The following is a 19,993-nucleotide window of genomic DNA, read 5'->3' on the forward strand; positions in this document are numbered from 1 at the left end:
ATCGGGTGACTACCATGACAGTACAGAAAACGATCCTGGTGGCGGGCGGGACAGGGCAGGTGGCCCGGTCCCTGACAGCCGTGCCAGCGCAGGAAGGCATCCAGGTTATTGCAGCGGGACGCCCGCATCTCGATTTGCTGGAAGAGGCATCCATTCGTGCGGCGCTGGACAAATATGCTCCGGATATAATCGTCAACGCTGCAGCCTACACGGCCGTCGATCAGGCAGAGAGTGACGCGGAAGCAGCTTTCGCGCTGAATGCAGTCGCGCCTGGGAAGCTGGCTGCGATGGCCGCGGAACGCAGTGTTCCGATAATCCATTTGTCAACGGATTATGTCTTCGACGGCACAAAGGCCGAGCCTTATGTGGAATCTGATCCTGTCGCACCATTGGGTGTGTATGGGCGTTCGAAACTGGCGGGTGAGCAGGCTGTTGCGGCGGCAAATTCCGCTCACATCATCTTGCGCACAGCATGGGTCTACAGCCCGTTCGGGAAGAATTTCGTCAAGACCATGCTGCGCGTCGCTGACGGACGTGATGAATTGGGTGTGGTGCATGACCAGCGCGGAAATCCCACAAGTGCACGCGATATTGCGCGTGCCATCCTGGATGTTTCCGGGCAGATTCTGGCTGCTCCAGCCGATATCAAGTCCGGCATCTATCACATGTCCGCCAGCGGCGCAGCGACATGGGCCGAGTTTGCAGAATTCATATTTGCAACCAGTGCGGTATTGGGTGGTCCGACAGCCCGTATTAACCGGATTACCTCCGCTGAATACCCCACACCCGTTGCCCGGCCTGCGAATTCCAGGCTGGATTGCAGGAAATTTTCCAGCGCCTACGGAATCTCGATGCCGGATTGGCAAGACAGTACGCGGGCTTGCGTTGAAACACTGATACTCTCGGGAGAATGGAAATCATGAAGGGCATAATTCTGGCGGGCGGGAAGGGAACCCGCTTGCATCCAATTACACGTGCGATCTCGAAACAGCTGCTTCCGGTTTATGACAAGCCGATGATCTTTCATCCGATCACCACTCTCATGTTCGCAGGCATTCGAGACATTCTCATTATCTCGATGCCGGATGCGCTTCCGCTCTACCGGGCGCTGCTTGGAGATGGCTCGAACTGGGGCATGAACTTCGAGTATGCCGAACAGCCCGAGGCAAACGGTCTGGCTGAGGCGTTCATTATCGGGGCGGATTTTGTGGCTGGACAAAAGAGCGCTCTCGCGCTGGGCGACAACATGTTCTATGGCGCCGGTCTGAGCGGGGAATTGATGGATGCCGGTAATATCAAAAGTGGCGCAGAAGTCTTCGCGTGTCAGGTCAATGATCCATCAGCGTTCGGAATTGTTGAAATGGATGCCTCGGGAAAGGCCCTGTCAATCGAAGAGAAGCCCGTCAAGCCTCGCAGCAACTGGGCGGTGACGGGGCTTTATTTCTATGACGAACAGGTCGTCGACATTGCAAAGAACGTCAAGCCGTCGGCGCGCGGAGAAATCGAAATCACGTCGATCAATGACGAATACCTCAAGCGCGGCGAATTGCGGGTCAATCGTCTGGCGCGGGGAACGGCATGGTTGGACGCCGGAACCTTTGATGGTCTCATACAGGCATCACAATTCGTCCAGACCGTGGAAAAGCGTCAGGGGATGAAAATCGCCTGCCCGGAAGAGGTGGCGTGGCGCAAGGGCTTCATCGGCGATGAGCAGCTCGAAGCACTGGCCATGACGTACAAGAATGAATACGGCACCTACCTCAAAGGGCTTCTGACGGATTGGAGCCGCTAACCTGTTGAGGGTGCCGCAACAGGCGGACATGGACTTTGCGCTGGCTCATGCGGAAGGGATTCCATGCCATGGCCCGAGACAAGTTCCACAGGGAAGAAACTTTCTGTCGCCCAGGCTTTCCGAGACGGCGCATTTCCGCTGCTCCCTTTACGCCATCTCGCATGCCCCGCCAGGTCGGACGGCCTCGCTGTGTCGTGCTGGCGCGCATCAAGAGATATAACGACAAGGCCACGTGCCCCGGCAAGGTCAGGATCAGGAGTAGGGCGGGCATGTTCTTGGCGTAAGTCCATATCCTGTTGCGGGTGCCGTGATAAATGGCAAAGTCGCTGATCCGTCCGGATACACCGCCTCCTACATGATGGATCCGGGCTTGGGGCAGGAAGATGCAAGCATTGTCAGCCAGTCGCATGCGAAAGCCGATATCCACATCTTCACAATAGCAAAAAAAACGCTCATCCATGCCGCCATGCGCGAGAAACGTTTCGCGATGAAATACCGCGCCCGCACCGCAGGGACTGAAGCATTCTCCCTCATCCGGCAATTCGCTGGACGGCCGACCAAATCCGCCTCGCCAAGGCATGCCAAAGATCAGGTAGGCGTCGCCCGCACCGTCAAGCGTGCCGGAGTCAGCTGCATCAAATTGAGCAGACGCAAAGAGTTTTGTGCCGGGATGGCGTTGTTGTCCCCAGGCAATCTCCTCCAGCCAGTCCGGCTCTGCCTGGGCGTCGGGGTTAAGGCATACCAGCCAATCACCTTGAGCCACCGCTGCTGCCAGATTTGTCGCGCGCGCATAACCATGATTTTCGGTTTCCGCCATTAACCGGAATGTGGGGAGGTCTTCAATTTCGAGATCGGAGATGGATCCATCCGTTGAGGCATTGTCGATCAGGATGACTTCAAAATCCCGCCGCGTCTGACGCGCCAGCGAATTGAGCGTCTGTTGGACATAGGCCCGGCCATTGTAATTTACGATTATGACCGAGAAAATCGGACCATCTGCCAACTTCAAATCATCGGAAGATGTGAGGGTTTCTGCGGGTGTCATTATATAAGCTACCTGTCGCCGAGGGTGACACTTAATTGGCACTTTCTGAGGGACCCGTCGAGGAAACAGGTCAGGAAAGAATTGCTCAATTAGTTTCATCTGGAACTAATGAGGCAAATATTCTATATAGGCTCCATGACGGAAAAAAGCGGAAAAAATCGTTATCATGATGCGCCCAGAGGGGCTGATTTCACCATCGACCAGGCGTGGGACACCTACACTGCGGCAGAGCATGACCGGTGGGACAGGCTGTTTCGTCGCCAGCGCGAGATTGCCAAGGGACGCGCCTGCGAGACGGCGCTGACGGCGATGGCAGATCTGGAGCTGTCGGCCTCCGGCATTCCGCATATGGGCGAACTTTCCGACAAGCTGGAGAAGCTGACCGGCTGGCGGGTGGTTCCGGTCGCGGAACTCGTGCCGGACGAGGTCTTCTTTGATCATCTGGCCAACCGCCGCTTCCCGGCCGGCGCCTTCATACGGCCGGAAGAAGAGTTCGACTACCTCCAGGAACCGGACATCTTCCATGACGTTTTCGGCCATGTGCCGATGCTCGCGAATCCGGTTTTCGCCGACTTCATGGAGGCCTACGGCAAAGGCGGCCAGCGGGCCATGCAGCTCGGCCAGTTGCACAACCTCGCGCGGCTCTACTGGTACACGGTCGAATTCGGCCTGATCCGCGAAGCAGGCGATTTGCGCATCTATGGCGCCGGCATTCTCTCAAGCCCCAACGAGACCGTGTTTGCGCTCGAGGATGACAGCCCCAATCGGGTCGCCTTCGACCTGCAGCGTATCATGCGCACCAAATATATCATCGACGACTTTCAACAGACCTATTTCGTGATCGACAGCTTCGACGCCTTGCTGGACGCCTGCTACCAGGATTTCGGCGGCGTCTATGATGAGGTGAAAAGCAAGCCGGACATCGAGGCCCATGAAACCGTGCCGGAGGACGCGCTGATCCATCGTGGATCGCTCGACTATTTCCGCAAGAAGGCGCAGGTCTAGCCGACGCTGAGAGCGAGAATACGGCTGATCTGGGCATAGGGCAGGCCGCTCTCGGCTTGCCAGTGATTGAAGGCCGCCTGCACTTTCTTCATCGCGGATTTGGATTTGGCCTCTGGCTTGTCGAGCACCTCTTCCCGCATCAGGGCGCGGCAGACATCGCCGGACGCGATCCAGGCATCCCAGCCCGAGAAGCGCAGGAAATACTGCCCCGTCGCCCCGCCAAGGCGTGAGCCGTTGGTATTCAGGTGATCGAGAAGCCCGGCCTGATCGTCCGGGGACCAGACTGAGAGGAACGCGCCGAAGCTGCCATGCGCCTTGGCGGTGTCCGCCACGAATTTCGCATTCTCAAGCGTCGCCTTGATCTTCTGGCCATTGCGCACGATGCGTGTGTCCGACACGAGCTGGCCCAGCATCTCGTCGCCTAGGAAAGCGAGCCTGTTCGGATCGAAGCCCTCAAAGGCCGCTTCAAATCCGTCCCATTTCGCATCGATGACTTTCCAGTTGAAGCCGGCATTGAACACGCAGCGCGTCATCGTGGCGAGGTACCGGTCGTCGGGTATCTTCTTCAGGGATTTTGCCTGATGGGCATTCTGCGACATCTCCAGAACTGCGGCGCGATCTCCATGATGCTGCGCGGCGAAATCGATGATGTGATCAAAAGGATTCATCTGTCAGGCCTCCCATGAGCAGTCTGTCACAAGGCCCGGAAATGTCTAAGAGTCTTGACCCCATAGGGAAAAGCAGGGATCGCTGGGGAATGCATTATGTCCCCCGAATTCTCGTCACCGGCGGCGCCGGATTCATCGGCTCCTTTCTGTGCGAGCGCCTGCTCGATACCGGCGCGGAAGTGCTCTGTGTCGACAATTTCTTCACGGGCCGCCGCACCAATGTCGCCCACCTGCTCGACAATCCGCGTTTCGAAGTCATGCGCCATGACGTGACCGTGCCCCTCTTTGTCGAGGTCGACCAGATCTACAACATGGCCTGCCCGGCGAGCCCGGTACACTACCAGTTCGATCCGGTGCAGACGACCAAGACCAGTGTGCATGGCGCGATCAACATGCTGGGCCTGGCCAAGCGGACGCGCGCGAAGATCCTTCAGGCCTCGACGTCTGAAGTCTACGGCGATCCGGAAATCCATCCCCAGACCGAGGATTATTGGGGCAATGTGAACCCGCTGGGTCCGCGCGCCTGTTATGATGAAGGCAAGCGCTGCGCGGAGACCTTGTTCTTCGACTATTACCGCCAGCACAAGGTCCAGATCAAGGTCGCGCGGATTTTCAACACGTATGGGCCGCGCATGCATCCGAATGACGGGCGCGTCGTGTCCAATTTCATCGTTCAGGCGCTGAAGGGCGAAGACATCACACTTTACGGCGATGGCGAGCAGACTCGCAGCTTCTGCTATGTGTCGGATCTGGTCGACGGTCTGGTCCGCCTGATGAACACCGGGGACGATGTGACGGGGCCGATCAATCTCGGCAATCCGGGCGAGTTCACCATCCGTCAACTGGCCGAGAAGATCATCGAGATGACCGGCGCGCGTTCAAAACTGGTCCACAAGCCTCTGCCGCAGGACGATCCCCGCCAGCGCCAGCCCGACATTACCCGCGCGAAGACCACATTGGACTGGGAGCCTGAAATCCGCCTGTCCGATGGCCTCAAGCCGACGATTGAGTATTTTCGAAAGGAAATTCAGAATCTGCTTCCTGCCTGATCCTATGATTTCGAGGCGGCAAGTCGTCTATCTGGTCTTCTTCAACTGTCCGCTTAGGTAGCGGCGTACCGGCGTATCATACACTTTCAAGGCAATGTAGCTGGCGGACAGGACCGTGATGATCATCAAAAGGCCGCTGAGCGGGGCCAGGGACATGGCATTCTGATGCATCACGACGGTTAGCGCGCCGCCGACAACCAACAGCAGCGGCGTGTGCAGCACATAGATCGGGTAGGACAAGTCTGCACTCAGTCGGAAGACCCCATGCATGGTGGGCGAGGGTTCCACAGCGCTGCCGAGGTAGATTACGGCCGGGAAAATGACCATGACGCAGAAGAGATCGTAGATCGCGCTTCCGCTTTCCACCGAAGGCAAGAACACGCCTATGATTGCAACCGGCAAGACATATGCGAGCCAGTGAATCCTGATGGCGATATGTGCGCGATGTCGCCAGATCAGCACGCCGAGAAAGAAGGAGAACGTCACACGCAACGCACCGCCAAGGATGGTACTTGCCTCCATTCCAACATCCAGTGAGCCGTGATGGAGACCGTAAAGGATAAGGCCGATGGCAGATGCGCTGACCACGCCCAGCAGCATGCGGTTGTTCAGACGAGGCAGGAATAGCGCGTAGGAAAAATTGGCCAGCAGCTCGAAGAACAGCGACCAGGCCGCAGGATTGTAGTAATATAGTGCGCGATTACCCAGCTCGGGCAGGAAGAAGGCGGACAGCAGGATGGACTGCGGATGCACATTATTGCCCTGACCAGGGTCAATCATGAAGCGCAGGGCGTAATAGCCTGCCCCGATCGCTATCGAGATGATGTAAAGTGGATATAGCCGGATAAACCGGGCCAGCGAATAATTGCGCAAGCCCAGCTTCTTGGTTGAAAGGCGCGTGTCATAGGCATGCGAAATGACAAAGCCGCTGAGGATGAAGAACATGTCCACGGCCAGGTAGGCCTTGGGCAGTACGGTGCTGCCCGGGGTCAGGAACGGGCTGAAATGATAGAGCATGACGCACAGAGCGGCGATGCCACGCATCCCGTCCAGTGTCATATAGGTGCGTCTGACAGGGGCCTTGATCGCTTCACCAGCCAAATGGGTGTGTGCGTTGCCGGTTGCCTGAATAGCTCCCCCCGCCATGAATATCCCCTTATGGTGCCCCTTGGACCGGCTTATATTCAGCACGATCACTTCAAGGACATTAATTAGCGTTCCAGATTACGCAAAAACCGTGCCTGACCAATGCCTGATGAGGACACAATATGCAGGGAAAATCCTGAACCCAGAACATGTGTGGAATGCGTGGTGGGCCCGGCAGGATTTGAACCCGCGACCAAACCGTTATGAGCGGTCCGCTCTAACCAACTGAGCTACAGGCCCCAACCGCCTGTTTTAGCGTGCTTCTTTGCCTTGGCAATGAGCTGTCTGTGCCAATGGAGCGAGATTCCGTCCGGATTTCTGGCAGACGAGTTGCATGGTGTATCGCCAACACCTAGACGAAAGGTTGGGGACGATGACAGGAGTTTCAAACTTCATGCAGGGCCGTTCAAAGCGGATTCTGGTAACGGGTGGCGCCGGTTACATCGGATCGCACACCTGTGTCGAGCTGCTGAGACGGGGATATACCCCTGTTATTGTCGACAATTTCGTCAATTCGAGCCTGGCGGCTGTCGACCGGATTTGCCAGATAAGCGGGGCGAACGATGTGCCGGTCATCGAGGCCGATATTCGCGAGACCGGCACGATGACCCGCATCCTGCGGGAATATAATTGTGCCGCCGTGATCCACTTCGCTGGCCTGAAGGCTGTGGGCGAATCCACGGCCCAGCCGCTCGACTATTACAGCAATAATGTGCATGGCTCGCTCAGTCTGCTGGAGGCGATGAAGCAGGCCGGGGTCGGCCATATCGTGTTCTCGTCTTCGGCCACGGTCTACGGGACGCCGCAATTCCTGCCCTATACCGAAAGCCATCCGCTGGCCCCGACCAATCCCTATGGCATGACCAAATATGCGGTCGAGCTGATGCTGAACGATCTGGTCGCCTCGGGCGCCGGGATCAATGCTGGTATCCTGAGGTACTTCAATCCGATCGGCGCACACCCGACCGGCCTGATCGGCGAGGACCCCAATGGTGTGCCGAACAATCTGATGCCGTTCGTGGCGCAGGTGGCCGTTGGCCGCCGCCCGCATCTCAACGTGTTCGGCAATGATTATGACACGCCTGATGGCACGGGCGTGCGCGACTATATCCATGTCGTGGATCTGGCCGAAGCCCATATCGTCGCGCTGGAGAAGCTGCTCGACAGCCCGGACAGCTTCACCGTCAATCTCGGGTCCGGAAACGGCTATTCGGTTCTGGATGTCGTGAAGGCGTTCGAGAAGGTCAGCGGCCGGGACATTCCGCTCGAATTCGCAGATCGCCGCCCCGGTGACCTGCCGGCCTATTGGGCCGATCCGACCCATGCTATGGAACTTCTTGGCTGGAAGACCCGTTTGACGCTCGAAGACATGTGCCGAGACCAATGGGCCTGGCAGAGTGGAAATCCGGAAGGATATCCGCAACGTGAGGTCGGCGCCGCCTGACGCAGGTTTGACACAATGCGCTGGTAGCCATCGGTCTCGATCAATAAACCGAGGAGACCCCATGCGCATTTTCCGGAATCTGTTTATCGCCTCCAGCGCCATTGCCCTGGCAGGAACCCTGTCTGCCTGTGCGCAGATGCCGTCCCAGTCGGTTCCAAGCGGGACAAGCCAGATGACCTATCACCCCAATTCGATCCAGCCTGAAACCACGCTGGACATTTCGGCCAATGCCAAGGTCAAGCGGTCGCCGGACATTGCCTACATCACCGCCGGTGTGAACGAGGAAGCCGAAACAGCTGTTGCGGCCATGGCGTCGCAGGCGCAGGCGATGACCAGCATGATGAACGCGCTGAAGGCTGCCGGTGTTGCCGACAAGGACATGCAGACCTCCAATCTCTCCCTGAACCCGGTCTATGACTATGTCGAGGAAACGGACCGCAGCGGCCGCCGTAGTGGCAAACAGGTTCTGCGCGGCTATTCGGCCTCCAACCAATTGACCGTGAAAGTGACCAATCTCGATACGCTCGGCGAGACGCTGGATAGCCTGGTCGCCGCGGGTGGCAACACCTTCTCTGGCCTTACCTTCGCCCTGGATGATGCCAGCGAGGCGCGCGATGAAGCCCGGCGCAAGGCGGTGGCCGATGCCACGGCGCGCGCACAACTCTATGCCGAAGCCGTGGGCATGCGGGTCTCGCGCATCATCAATATTTCCGAAAGCGGTGGCTTCGAGCCATCCCCCGCGCCGATGGGGCGGATGATGGCCATGAGTGAATCCGCCGACATGGCCTCCACCCCGATTTCCGGTGGCGAGATCAGCTATTCGGCGATGGTCAACATCCAGTTCGAGCTGACCAAATAATCTGATCAGACATAGCCTTCGGCGAGAAGGTCCTTCATGTCGACAATTCCGACCGGGCGTCCATCCTCCACAACGAAAGCGTTGGAGATGCGATGCTCGGTCAACCGCTTGATGACTGCGGACATGCGCTCATCAAGGGAGATCGTGCGGGGTGAGGGCGTCATGATTGTGACGGCATTTCCGGCGAGCTTGCCCGCCAGTATCGCGCGACGGAGGTCACCATCGGTTACCATGCCGACGATCATGCCGGCCGAATCCAGAACAGCGACGCAACCTTTCCTGCCTTCCGATATTGCAAGGATAACATCCTCTACCGGCGCGCTTTCGGGTACGGACGGAATGTCCTCGATACGCCCGGCGACATAATCGCCCGCCGTCTGGAGGGACCGGCCCAGCTTGCCGCCTGGATGCCGAAACCCGAAATCCTCGCGGGAGAAGCCGCGCCGGGCCATCAACACGATGGTCAGCGCATCGCCCAACGCAAGCGCCATGGTTGTGGACGAGGTTGGTGCGAGACCGTTCGGGCAGGCTTCGGCCACGGTCGGCAGGGTCAGGCGCACATCCGATGCCCGCCCAAGCGTCGACTCCGGTGCGCGCGTCATGCCAATCAGCGGGATCGAATTGGCGCGGCAATACCGGATCAGATCGACCAGTTCCCGGCTTTCACCGGAATAGGAAATCGCGATCACCACGGATCCGGGCACGATCATGCCGAGGTCGCCATGGCTGGCCTCAGTCGGATGCAGGAAGAAGGAGGGCGTGCCGGTCGACGCCAGGCTGGCGGCAATCTTCTGGCCGATATGGCCGGACTTCCCGACCCCGGCCACGATAATGTGCCGGTCGGTGCCCATGATCAGGTCCGCCGCCTGTTCGATGGCGGTGTCCAGGCCGGCTTCCAGCTGTTCCAGGGCTTCGCGTTCAATGCGGATTACATTGCGCGCAATATCGATGTCGTTTTCACGGGTCACGTCTGCTCGCTCCTGATAGCTGGCCGGATGGCTGGAAAGCCTTCTGGGTCAGGCTGCCGAGGCTGGCAAGGGTCGTGTTTCAGAAAAGGATGCCGGATCGGAGCCAGGCCGGAGACGCTATTTCGCCATCTGGAGTTGGCGGGCTTCATACTCCGAAACGCTCATGATGTGGGTTTCAGGCTGTACGAAGGGCTCTACAGGCGTTTCCATTTTCGCATGCTCAGCCCGTTCCGGTTCTGGAGCGGGGGCTGGCTCGGCGTCGACCGCTTCGGGCTCATCTTCATCGCTGCCGCCTTCGGCGATAATCACGCTGATCCGTTTGCCATTCAGCATCGGTTCGGCGGCATCATTCGGATGGACGGGTTGAAGCACGCCGGCGAAGGCGAGCTGGGTATCGTGCGCCGGATCGTTCAGGGTCGTGAACGCCGCTTCGACCAGGTCTTCGACATGGGAATTGCGGGAGCGGGACGTATTGCCCCCCAGCATGATCGCAATGATGCGATCTCCGTCGCGCTTGGCAGACGTCATCAAATTGAAGCCCGAGGCGCGCGTGTAGCCGGTCTTGATGCCGTCCACGCCGGCAACTTCGCCGAGCAGCTCATTATGGTTCTTGTAGGTGCGTCCGGCCCACTGGAAGCTCTTGGAGGAGAAATAGTGATAATAGTCGGCATGGTCGGTCAGCATGGCGTCGGCCAGGATGGCCAGGTCGCGGGCCGTGGTCAGCTGCTGGCTGTTGGGCAGACCAGACGCATTCATGAAGCGCGTATGCTCCATGCCGAGTGACTTGGCCTTTACGGTCATCAACTGGGCAAAACGGCTTTCGGTGCGCCCGAGACGCTCGGCCACGACGACGGCAACGTCATTTGCAGACTTGGTGACCAGCGCGCCGATGGCATCGCGGACGGTCATGGTGGAGCCGGTGCGGAGCTTGAGGTTCGACGGTGGCTGGCTGGCGGCATGACGGGAGACCACCAGGCGCTCGTCCAGCGAGACCTCGCCTGCCTTCAGCGCGTCGAACAGCATATAGAGGGTCATCACCTTGGTGAGAGAGGCCGGATAGCGTGCTTCATCGGCGTTGCGGGCATGAAGCACTTCATGTGTCTCCGCATCAATGACGATGGAGGCGTATTTCTCGGCATGAGCAGATTGGGCAAACAGGCCTGCCGCCATCAGCGCCACCGCTATAGTGAGTGCTTTCAGGACAGGTGGTAGCGTGAGCCGCATCTTGTTCTCTCCAAAAATGAGTTAACCCCGAGCCCCGAGGTTTAAACTAGGGTCCGTCAAATCGGTTGACCACACCTTAACGCAGGCCCCAGCCTCACAAATCTGTAATCAGGTTTCAAGCTTTGCAATTTTCATGCGAATTTAAAAATGCTGCGCCGCACAATAATTGTTGCAAATGCTCATATTTTACGCTACGTTAGGGTATCCAGCGTGAAAAGGATCCTCCCCATGGCAACAGCTAAAAAGACCGCTCCCAAGTCTTCTCCGAAAGCCAAAGCGGAAGCCCATGTGGCCGATTCCGCAACCAAGATGATTGATGAAGGCGTAGAGCAAATGACAGGTATGGCAGGCAAGTTCGGTAACTATGCTGAAGGCGGTATGAAAGCCTTTGCAGAGCAGGCCGCTTCTTCTTCCGAAGTGATGCGCACGATCGGTGCCCGCAACATGGATTTCTTCGCGCGCACGCTTGAGCAAGGCGTTGAAGCGACCCAATCGCTGACCAGCGCGAAAGACCCGCGCCAGGCGATGGAAATCCAGTCCGGTTTCGCCAAGAACCTTCTCTCCGCCTATACGTCCGAAGTCAGCGCACAGGCAGAACTCTGCATGTCCGCATGGCGCGATGCGGCCAAGCCGTTCATGGCGTTCGCAGGCAAATAAGTTTCGCTCTTTCCCGGTCGTGCTAGCAGGCCGGGGTGTAGAGTGGCGTAGACAGTTTTGAGCCGGGCCTGTTTGGCCCGGTTCTTTTTTTGCCAGGATGGCACAGTTAGCGCTGGCGAAAGGGAGTGGTCTGATCCTACATACAGGACATGAGCGACTTTCTCGATTTCCAGACCCTCGCCCGGCCCAAATCGCCGAACACCTATCTTCTGGCCCCGGCCGGGTTTGCAGACCAGGCGGGCCCCGATGAGGCAGGCCCGGTTTTTGACTGCAGTCCCGAAAATCTGTTTGGTCAGGTCGAGGCCCTTGTGGCCATGCGCAAGGACTGGCAGCTGAAGGCCCTCGACGCCCAGACTGGCCGCATCAGCTTCATCGCGGTGTCGAAACTGTTCAAGTTCAAGGATGACATCGACGTGGCGATCCTGCCGGTTGATGGTCAATCCACCCTCGCCATCTATTCCGCATCCCGCGTCGGCTATAGCGATCTGGGAGCAAACGCGAAGCGCGTGAAAGAGATTCTCGCCAGCCTCAAGGTGACCTGAATTCAGGCAGTTTGTGCTTTTGCCGTGCATCCGCTCTTCAAAGTCGGGCAAGAACGTATATCTTGGTAACTATGAGCGGCGACCTGAATCATTCCAGCATGGATCCAGCACGGTTGAACAAGCCGGGATCCGCAAACCCACCGGGGGGCGGGCAGACCGGTGATGATGACGGAACCAATTTTGGCCTGTCCACGCAAACACGGGTGCGGACCAAGAAACCATCGCTCTACCGTGTGCTCCTGTTGAATGACGATTACACGCCGATGGAGTTTGTCGTTTACGTCCTGGAACAATTCTTCAATCGTTCCCGGGAACAGGCCACGCGCATCATGCTTCATGTCCACCAGAAGGGCGTGGGGCTATGCGGCGTCTATACTTACGAAGTGGCCGAAACAAAGGTCGCGCAGGTATTGGACCTTGCCAAACGCCATGAACATCCTCTCCAATGTGTCATGGAGAAAGAAGACTAGAAACACTCACCCCGGAAGGCCAGTCACTTGCCACGCTTGTCCCCCTCCTTAGAGACCGCACTCGAAAAGGCCCTGACGTTCGCATCAGAGCGTGATCATGAATACGCCACACTGGAACATTTGCTTCTGGCGCTGACGGAAGATGAGCATGCCCGCGAGGTGATGGGTGCCTGCAAGGTCGACATTGAAGCGCTCAGTGCCGACCTCAGCCGCTACATTGATGAAGAACTTTCCAGCCTGACAGTCGACGAAGGCGAAGGCCGCGTGCAGCCGACAGCCGCGTTCCAGCGCGTTGTCCAGCGCGCGATCCTTCACGTCGAAAGCTCAGGCCGCGATGAAGTGACCGGCGCGAACGTGCTGGTCTCGATCTTCTCCGAACGCGAAAGCCACGCTGCCTACTTCCTGCAGGAGCAGGACATGACGCGGTATGACGCGGTGAATTTCATCTCGCATGGCGTGGCCAAGCAGCCGGGCATGTCGCGCCCGTCCAGCCCGCGCGGCGCGGAGGCTTCGGAAGAGGAACCCGTCAAGCAGGGGCATGAGGCGCTCGACGCCTATTGCGTGAACCTCAATGACAAGGCCCGCTCCGGCAAGATCGATCCGCTGATCGGCCGCGACATGGAAGTGAACCGCTGCATCGAAGTGCTCTGCCGCCGCAGCAAGAACAATCCGATCCTTGTCGGCGACCCCGGCGTGGGCAAGACGGCGATTGCCGAAGGCTTGGCCAAAAAGATTGTCGATGGCGAAGCACCGGAAATCCTGGACGAAGCTGTCATCTGGTCGCTCGACATGGGCGCCCTGCTGGCCGGTACGCGCTATCGCGGTGATTTCGAGGAACGTCTCAAATCCGTAATGAAGGAGCTCGAACAGCAGGAAAAAGCCATCCTGTTCATCGACGAGATCCACACCATCATCGGCGCCGGGGCAACCTCTGGCGGCGCGATGGACGCATCAAACCTGCTGAAGCCTGCGCTCCAGTCCGGTGGCCTGCGGTGCATGGGGTCGACGACCTTCAAGGAATACAAGCAACATTTCGAAAAGGACCGCGCCCTGTCGCGCCGGTTCCGCAAGATCGACGTGGTTGAGCCGACTGTTCCGGACACGATCAAGATCCTGACGGGCCTCAAATCCCGCTTCGAGGATTTCCACGGCCTGCGCTACACCAATGACGCCATCAAGTCTGCGGTGGAACTCTCGGATCGCTATATCACTGACCGGAAATTGCCGGACAAGGCAATTGACGTGATCGACGAGGCCGGCGCCGCCCAATGGTTGCTGCCAGCGCCCAAGCGGAAGAAGACGGTAGGCCAGAAGGACATCGAGGCGGTTGTGGCGAAGATTGCTCGCATCCCCCCCAAACAAGTGTCCACGGACGATGCAGCTGCCCTCAAATCACTTGAGACAGACCTGCAGCGGGTCGTGTTTGGTCAGAATGACGCCATCACGGCGCTGTCTGCGGCCATCAAGCTGGCCCGTGCCGGCCTGCGTGAACCGAACAAGCCGATTGGCTCGTACCTGTTCACTGGCCCAACCGGCGTAGGCAAGACCGAAGTCGCCAAGCAACTCGCTTCCATCATGGGCGTCGAGATGCTGCGCTTCGACATGTCGGAATACATGGAGCGGCACACCGTTTCCCGTCTGATCGGCGCGCCTCCGGGCTATGTCGGTTATGATGAGGGCGGCCTGCTGACCGATGGCGTGGACCAGCATCCGCACTGCGTGCTGCTGCTCGACGAAATCGAGAAGGCGCATCCGGACCTGTTCAACATCCTGCTTCAGGTCATGGATAATGGCACGCTGACAGATGCGAATGGCCGCAAGGTCGACTTCCGGAATGTCATCCTGATCATGACGACCAATGCCGGAGCATCGGATGCCTCGAAGAACTCGATTGGCTTTGGTCGCGGCAAGAAGGATGACGAGCAGGAAGAGGCGCTCAAGCGCCTGTTCACGCCGGAATTCCGCAACCGTCTGGATGCGACGATCACCTTCGGCGGCCTGACGCCGGAAATCATTGATCGCGTGGTCGAGAAGTTCATCCTCCAGCTCGAAGTCCAGCTGGAAGACCGCAACGTCTCCATCGAGATCACCAAGGCGGCGCGCGACTGGCTCGCCAAGCGCGGCTTCGATGCCGACATGGGTGCCAGGCCGCTGGCCCGGACGATTCAGGAACACGTCAAGAAGCCGATGGCGGAAGAGCTTCTGTTCGGCTCGCTTCAGAAAGGCGGCGTGGTCAAGATCGACATCGACAAGAAGGACGAGGAAAAGCTCGCCTTCAAATATGTCGCCGAGAAGCCGAAGAAGAAAAAGCCTGTTGCCAAGAAAGGCTCTGCCGAAGAGCCCGCCTAGGAAATCGGCCTGACGCATATCGGAAAGCCCGCAGCGATGGTTGCGGGCTTTTTTTGCTTGGAATTCAACTCAGAGCGATGAAAATCGCATGCTGTGTGGGCGGGCATGGCCTGATTGCAAAGGAAATCGGGGCACTTCTGATAATGTGGGCATCGAAATTGCTTAGAATAAAGGTATCGCCATAACAGGCTGGACGGCTACTCCTTGGGGGATGATATGACCGATGCCACACTGACTGCAATTGCGGTGGATACTGCACCTGCCAAGAAAGCGGCCCGCCTCGTCCATATTGATGGGGCGCGGGGCTATTTGCTATTGGCGATGTTCGTTGCACATTTTAATTTTACCCACTGGACGCCCATTATCTATCTCCATCATGGCGGATATACGCCTGTTTGGGATGGGGAATTCTTCGTGCTTCTGTCTGGCTTCGTCTGTGCACTGTCCTATGGCAGCGTTTTCCAACGGACTGGTTTTTTCGGATGCTTCAAGGCGGTGATCAAGCGATTGCGCTGGGTGTATCTGTATCATGTGATTGTCGCGTTCACGATGTTGCACTTTTTTATCCAGGCTTGGCCCTTGCAACTGGATTCACTGTACAAGCCCGACCTCGAAACCCCGCTACTGATCCAAAGCTTGCAAGTCTTCACGTTTGTCAAACAGCCCATTTATCTCGGCATTTTATTGCTCTACATCGTGCTGATGCTTTTCATTCCTGTCGCAGCTTGGTTGCTCGACCGGGGAAAAACCTTCCTGTTTTTCGGAATCATCATCGTATGTTGGCTCGCGGCAAGACTGAACATAGATGCAATTGCTGGCGCCTGGTTCGAGCAAAACATTATCGACACATCTGGCATGTTTGCTCTGAGAAGCTCTTTCAGCCCTCTCTCATACGCACTTCTCTTTTACGGGGGGTATTATCTGGGCTATCGCTACAAACGGTATGGTTGGGACGATTTTCGGCAGAATATTCTTCCGCTCAACTATTCCTGGTTTTTCGTGGCCGTGGCAGCGATCGCAATATTTGCTGTCGCGGAACTTTGCCGTGAGCAGCTCAATAGCCCGACATGGCTCTACGAGCCTAACCGGGCCGAGATATCGATAACCGGGATCATGGGGACGTGCGCGGTATCGTACGCTGTTTACTTCTTGCTCAATAGGAAAGACCTGCCGTTTGGTTTGTCCATTATCCAGAGTATCGGTGAGAAGATATTGTTGCACCCTTTGCTCGTTACGGTCGGGCAAAGCTCACTATTTGTATATAGCGCTCATGTATTCGCAGTATTCCTGCCCAGCTACTTCATTGTTGCGACAGGTCACCAAGGGGATCGCGGTGTTATCGTGGTCGCCTTCTTCACGGCGCTTTTGGCCCTTATTGGCCTGGCCTTCGTGAAACGGCGATATTTCCCGGCACTCCCCTGATCATTGAAATCTGACCGCTCGCCAGAGTTACTCCCAAACGGGCTTGCCTTCCCGTGGGGAGGGCTCAGCAGAATGGCCCGATAAAATCCTCGGGAGGGAATACATGTCAGGAAGCATTGGCGGGGCGTGCGAGTCGAAATTCGCCGCCGTGAAGGAAGAGTTCGAGCGAAATTTCGCGGAGCGCGGTGAAGTTGGCGCGTCGGTCTGCCTGTCGGTGAATGGCGAGACGCAGGTTGATCTCTGGGGCGGCATGGCCAATCCCGAAACTGGCGATGTCTGGCGTGAGGAGACAATCTCCATCGTCTTTTCCTGTTCCAAGGCGGCGACCGCGCTATGCGCCCATATCCTGATCGACCAGGGCGAGTTGAACCCCGAAGCGCTGGTCGCAGACTACTGGCCGGAATTTGCGAAGAACGGGAAAGAGAAGACAACCGTCCGCATGATGCTGAACCATGAGAGCGCGCTGCCGACCTTGCGCGATCCGGTCCGGCCAGGCGGGTTCGAGGACTGGGACTACATGATCCAGCGGCTGGAGGATGAGGAAGCCTTCTGGGAGCCGGGCACCCGCAACGGGTATCACATGATCAATTTCGGCTGGACGGTCGGCGAACTGGTCCGCCGCGTATCAGGTAAGTCGCTCGGCACATTCTTCCGGGAAGAAGTCGCCGACAAGACCGGCGCACGCTTCTGGCTCGGCCTGCCGGAAACGGAAGATGTCCACATCGCGCCGATCATTCCATATGCGCCGAAGCCGGACGATGTGCCGACCGAGTTCGCCATCAAGCTGATGACTGAGCCGGACTCGATCCAGCACAAGAGCTTCATGAACAATGGCGGCTGGGACTTCAACAATCGCGTCTCGCAAGCCGCCGAGATTGGCGGCGGGGGCGGCCTGTCGAATGCGCGCGGGCAGGTGGCGATGTACACACCCCTGGCCACAGATGACGGCACGCTCGTCTCGTCTGATCGCCTGAAGGCCATGAGCATGGTGACGACCGCGACACAACGCGATGCCACCCTCCTGGTCCCGACCCGGTTCGGGCCGGGCTTCATGAAGTCCATGGACAATCGCGCGCTGAACCTCGGCCCGGGAACCAGCGTCATCATGGGCGAGCAGGCCTTCGGCCATGTCGGCGCGGGCGGCTCCATCGGCTTTGCCGACCCGGAGATCGGCCTGGCGTTCAGCTACACAATGAACCAGATGGGCAGCGGCATTCTCGTGAACGACCGCGCGCAAAGCCTGATCGATGCGACCTACCGCGCGCTGGGCTATCGCAGCAATGCACCGGGCGTGTGGGTGACTTAGGTCAGACCGGTTTGTCGGTGGGTCTGTTCGATCAAGTCTCCTTCAGACAAAACCCCAACCATTCGCAAATAAGCTGGACAAGCTTGTTGATGCTGAGCGGTCTCAATCGCAGTCTATCGCCAAGAAATTCCAGTGCTTGAGCCACCGGATGATTTTCACCAACCATCGAATGGATACTGTTCAGAAATTCGTCTAGTGAACCAATATCTCCCAGAACGGGCAGAATATCCAACAGATCTGGTGACGGAATACCCGCGGAAGTTAAGCCGGCATTCAACAATGCGCGAACCGCCAGTTTGCACGCTTCACATCGCCAGTTGTCACGTAGCCATTCTTTCCCACGCCTAAAGAAACCGAAGGTAATACGCAATTTTGAAGCAACAGCACTCCGGATGCGTGTTTGAACTTCAAACATCATGACAGCTTCACTCGCCCTGATCAGGAGGGCATTTGCAGTCTTGAACACAGTGAAACCGGCAGGAAGTTCTTCAAGTAGTTCGAAGTCATTGTTTTCTTGGGATTGAATGTGGCAGAATGCTGAAAAGCTTTCGACTTCACGCAAAGGCGGTGCACGTAGTATCTCCGCTAGCGAAAAGTCGTCGCCGTCTTCTGCGATCACCTCCGATTCTGAAACGAACACATCGGTATTTTGTGCTGAGATAGTCGACAGAAATTGCATGGTAGAGATCCCCCTCTAAGGGGTTTCACTTTACCATCTTGGGGGGATTTTTGTAGGGTTTAATTTTTCAAACTTGAGGCCTGATCAGCCGTCGTCGCTGGCTTCGCCGATCCCGCCGACCTGGAGCGTGCCTTCCTTGGCGGCCTGCGCGCGGGCAACGCCTTCGCTGCGGGCCGGCGGCGCCATGATTTCCGGCGGGTCGGTTTCCTGCAGGTAGATCGTCCGGCTGGGGAACGCAAAGCCGGTGCCAGCCGTCTCGATAATGTCCATCACGGCGACGGCAAACTCTTCCTTGATCGCCAGCCATTCTCCCCAATTCTTGGTGTGGGTGAAGGTGTAGATCAAGAAGTCGATGGAACTGGCATTGAAACTGTCGACCCGCACAAACAGCGCGGCTTCCGGCGGCTTGGCGAACCGGTCATCATTCCAGAGCCAGGCCTCGATCTCGTCGCGGATGTATTTCAATTGGTCCACGGTCGTGCGGTATTCCACGCCGACCACCCATTTGATGCGCCGGTGTGTCATGCGGGAGAAATTGGTCACGGCTGCATCTGACAACGCGCTGTTGGGAACATAGACAGGGCTCTTGTCGAACCGGCGGATCAGTGTCGAGCGGAAATTGATTTTCTCCACCGTGCCCTCGACCACACCGTCCGCCTTGACCCACTCGCCGGGAACGAAACGCTTTTCGGATATGATCAGCAGGCCGGAGATGAGGTTCTTGAACAAATCCTGCGCGCCGAGGCCGACGGCGATGCCGAGCACGCCAAGACCAGCCAGCAAGGGCGCGATCTGAATGCCCCATTGCTCTGCCACAGCACCGAGGCCCAACACGATGAGGATGATCTGCAGCGCCTTCACCATCCAGTCGACGGCAGCGGGCGACAGGGCGTCTCTCAGACCCGCGAACAGGTATTCAAAGGCATGCACAGCGCGGGACAGCGTCCAGAACACGGCGAGTGTGATGATCGAGCGCAGGATACGGGTCGCGTAAATTTCCGCCTCGCCCGATATGTTGGTCACCTGAAGGGCGATATAGATGCCGATGATGACGGGGACGATCTTCAGCGGGGTGGCGATGGATTTCACCAGGGCGTCGTCGAAGCCGGTTTTCGTCCCGGAGGCCACGCGCATGATCGTTTTCACGATGACCCGGGCAAACAGGCCGCGTATCATCAGGGCGATCAGGATAATCACCACGGCAATGGTGATCTCGCCATAGGTCAGCCCATACGCCCCATCATTCCAGATATTGCCGATGAAGGTTGCGGACTCGCGTGCCCGGTCGGGGGCGTTCTGCTCAAACCAAGCGGGCATTTGGGGCGATGCCATGATGTACTCCATCTGATTCGCCCGGAATTGGCGCGG

19 protein-coding genes and 1 tRNA gene are annotated in these 19,993 nt (G+C 57.8%); 12 read left to right on the forward strand and 8 right to left on the reverse strand.

The features are described from left to right. The first annotated feature begins 14 nt into the window (after window positions 1–14). Entirely contained in the window at window positions 15–923 is a 909-nt protein-coding gene (rfbD, locus tag V7660_RS03805; RefSeq protein WP_335601797.1) for a dTDP-4-dehydrorhamnose reductase, read from the forward strand. Next, the gene (rfbA, locus tag V7660_RS03810; RefSeq protein WP_442910011.1) at window positions 920–1,792 is read left to right on the forward strand and encodes a glucose-1-phosphate thymidylyltransferase RfbA; all 873 of its coding nucleotides are present in this window, start codon (window positions 920–922) and stop codon (window positions 1,790–1,792) included. Before rfbD ends, rfbA begins: the two co-directional genes overlap by 4 nt. Here rfbA and V7660_RS03815 read toward each other — a convergent pair. Beyond that, the gene (locus V7660_RS03815) at window positions 1,761–2,837 is read right to left on the reverse strand and encodes a glycosyltransferase family 2 protein (RefSeq protein WP_335601799.1); all 1,077 of its coding nucleotides are present in this window, start codon (window positions 2,835–2,837) and stop codon (window positions 1,761–1,763) included. The two genes, rfbA and V7660_RS03815, sit on opposite strands and share 32 nt — an antisense overlap. A 135-nt stretch (window positions 2,838–2,972) precedes the next feature. Between V7660_RS03815 and phhA the strand changes: the two genes are divergently transcribed. Further along, window positions 2,973–3,842 (forward strand): phenylalanine 4-monooxygenase, encoded by an 870-nt coding sequence (phhA, locus tag V7660_RS03820; RefSeq protein ID WP_335601800.1) that lies wholly within the window; start codon window positions 2,973–2,975, stop codon window positions 3,840–3,842. On the opposite strand, the gene V7660_RS03825 is transcribed toward phhA, so the two are convergent. Next, on the reverse strand, window positions 3,839–4,510 hold the full coding sequence (locus V7660_RS03825; RefSeq protein ID WP_335601801.1) for a DNA-3-methyladenine glycosylase I: 672 nt from the start codon (window positions 4,508–4,510) through the stop codon (window positions 3,839–3,841). The genes phhA and V7660_RS03825 overlap by 4 nt on opposite strands. Before the next feature lie 89 nt (window positions 4,511–4,599). Between V7660_RS03825 and V7660_RS03830 the strand changes: the two genes are divergently transcribed. Continuing rightward, complete coding sequence (locus V7660_RS03830) at window positions 4,600–5,559, forward strand: UDP-glucuronic acid decarboxylase family protein (RefSeq protein WP_335601802.1); 960 nt, start codon at window positions 4,600–4,602, stop codon at window positions 5,557–5,559. 27 nt (window positions 5,560–5,586) lie between these two features. Here V7660_RS03830 and V7660_RS03835 read toward each other — a convergent pair whose 3' ends face one another. Further along, the gene (locus tag V7660_RS03835) at window positions 5,587–6,705 is read right to left on the reverse strand and encodes an acyltransferase family protein (RefSeq protein ID WP_335601803.1); all 1,119 of its coding nucleotides are present in this window, start codon (window positions 6,703–6,705) and stop codon (window positions 5,587–5,589) included. Window positions 6,706–6,868: 163 nt separating this feature from the next. Continuing rightward, window positions 6,869–6,945: transfer RNA gene (locus tag V7660_RS03840), tRNA-Ile, on the reverse strand. Window positions 6,946–7,099: 154 nt separating this feature from the next. On the opposite strand from V7660_RS03840, the gene galE reads away from it, so the two are divergent. Together galE and V7660_RS03850 are read left to right on the forward strand one after the other, a co-directional pair. Further along, window positions 7,100–8,149, forward strand: a complete 1,050-nt coding sequence (gene galE, locus V7660_RS03845) for a UDP-glucose 4-epimerase GalE (protein ID WP_335601804.1) — start codon at window positions 7,100–7,102, stop codon at window positions 8,147–8,149. Window positions 8,150–8,210: 61 nt separating this feature from the next. Next, window positions 8,211–9,008, forward strand: coding sequence for an SIMPL domain-containing protein (locus V7660_RS03850; RefSeq protein ID WP_335601805.1), 798 nt, complete (start codon window positions 8,211–8,213; stop codon window positions 9,006–9,008). Window positions 9,009–9,013: 5 nt separating this feature from the next. Here the strand turns inward: V7660_RS03850 and V7660_RS03855 are convergent, their stop codons facing one another. Together V7660_RS03855 and V7660_RS03860 are read right to left on the reverse strand one after the other, a co-directional pair. Then, a complete protein-coding gene (locus V7660_RS03855; protein WP_335601806.1) occupies window positions 9,014–9,976 on the reverse strand; it encodes a KpsF/GutQ family sugar-phosphate isomerase in 963 nt (320 codons plus the stop codon). 117 nt (window positions 9,977–10,093) lie between these two features. Beyond that, a complete protein-coding gene (locus tag V7660_RS03860; RefSeq protein ID WP_335601807.1) occupies window positions 10,094–11,200 on the reverse strand; it encodes a D-alanyl-D-alanine carboxypeptidase family protein in 1,107 nt (368 codons plus the stop codon). Window positions 11,201–11,428: 228 nt separating this feature from the next. Between V7660_RS03860 and V7660_RS03865 the strand changes: the two genes are divergently transcribed. The 6 genes from V7660_RS03865 (at window position 11,429) to V7660_RS03890 (ending at window position 17,946) form a co-directional block, all read left to right on the forward strand. After that, window positions 11,429–11,857, forward strand: coding sequence for a phasin family protein (locus tag V7660_RS03865; RefSeq protein ID WP_335601808.1), 429 nt, complete (start codon window positions 11,429–11,431; stop codon window positions 11,855–11,857). Between the two features lie 149 nt (window positions 11,858–12,006). Then, entirely contained in the window at window positions 12,007–12,399 is a 393-nt protein-coding gene (locus tag V7660_RS03870; protein ID WP_335601809.1) for a DUF1499 domain-containing protein, read from the forward strand. Window positions 12,400–12,497: 98 nt separating this feature from the next. Continuing rightward, window positions 12,498–12,869 (forward strand): ATP-dependent Clp protease adapter ClpS, encoded by a 372-nt coding sequence (clpS, locus tag V7660_RS03875; RefSeq protein WP_442910022.1) that lies wholly within the window; start codon window positions 12,498–12,500, stop codon window positions 12,867–12,869. 27 nt (window positions 12,870–12,896) lie between these two features. Continuing rightward, window positions 12,897–15,218 carry an ATP-dependent Clp protease ATP-binding subunit ClpA gene (gene clpA, locus V7660_RS03880; RefSeq protein WP_335601811.1) on the forward strand — a complete coding sequence of 774 codons (2,322 nt, stop codon included), beginning with the start codon at window positions 12,897–12,899 and terminating at the stop codon, window positions 15,216–15,218. A gap of 216 nt (window positions 15,219–15,434) precedes the next feature. Further along, entirely contained in the window at window positions 15,435–16,640 is a 1,206-nt protein-coding gene (opgC, locus tag V7660_RS03885) for an OpgC domain-containing protein (protein WP_335601812.1), read from the forward strand. A 103-nt stretch (window positions 16,641–16,743) separates the two neighbouring features. After that, the gene (locus V7660_RS03890) at window positions 16,744–17,946 is read left to right on the forward strand and encodes a serine hydrolase domain-containing protein (protein WP_335601813.1); all 1,203 of its coding nucleotides are present in this window, start codon (window positions 16,744–16,746) and stop codon (window positions 17,944–17,946) included. Between the two features lie 31 nt (window positions 17,947–17,977). Here the strand turns inward: V7660_RS03890 and V7660_RS03895 are convergent, their stop codons facing one another. Together V7660_RS03895 and V7660_RS03900 are read right to left on the reverse strand one after the other, a co-directional pair. Beyond that, window positions 17,978–18,625, reverse strand: a complete 648-nt coding sequence (locus tag V7660_RS03895) for a hypothetical protein (RefSeq protein ID WP_335601814.1) — start codon at window positions 18,623–18,625, stop codon at window positions 17,978–17,980. An 84-nt stretch (window positions 18,626–18,709) separates the two neighbouring features. Then, entirely contained in the window at window positions 18,710–19,957 is a 1,248-nt protein-coding gene (locus V7660_RS03900) for a mechanosensitive ion channel family protein (protein WP_335601815.1), read from the reverse strand. Window positions 19,958–19,993: the final 36 nt, after the last annotated feature.

This window comes from Hyphomonas sp. (assembly GCF_036964145.1).
Taxonomy (GTDB): Bacteria; Pseudomonadota; Alphaproteobacteria; order Caulobacterales; family Hyphomonadaceae; genus Hyphomonas.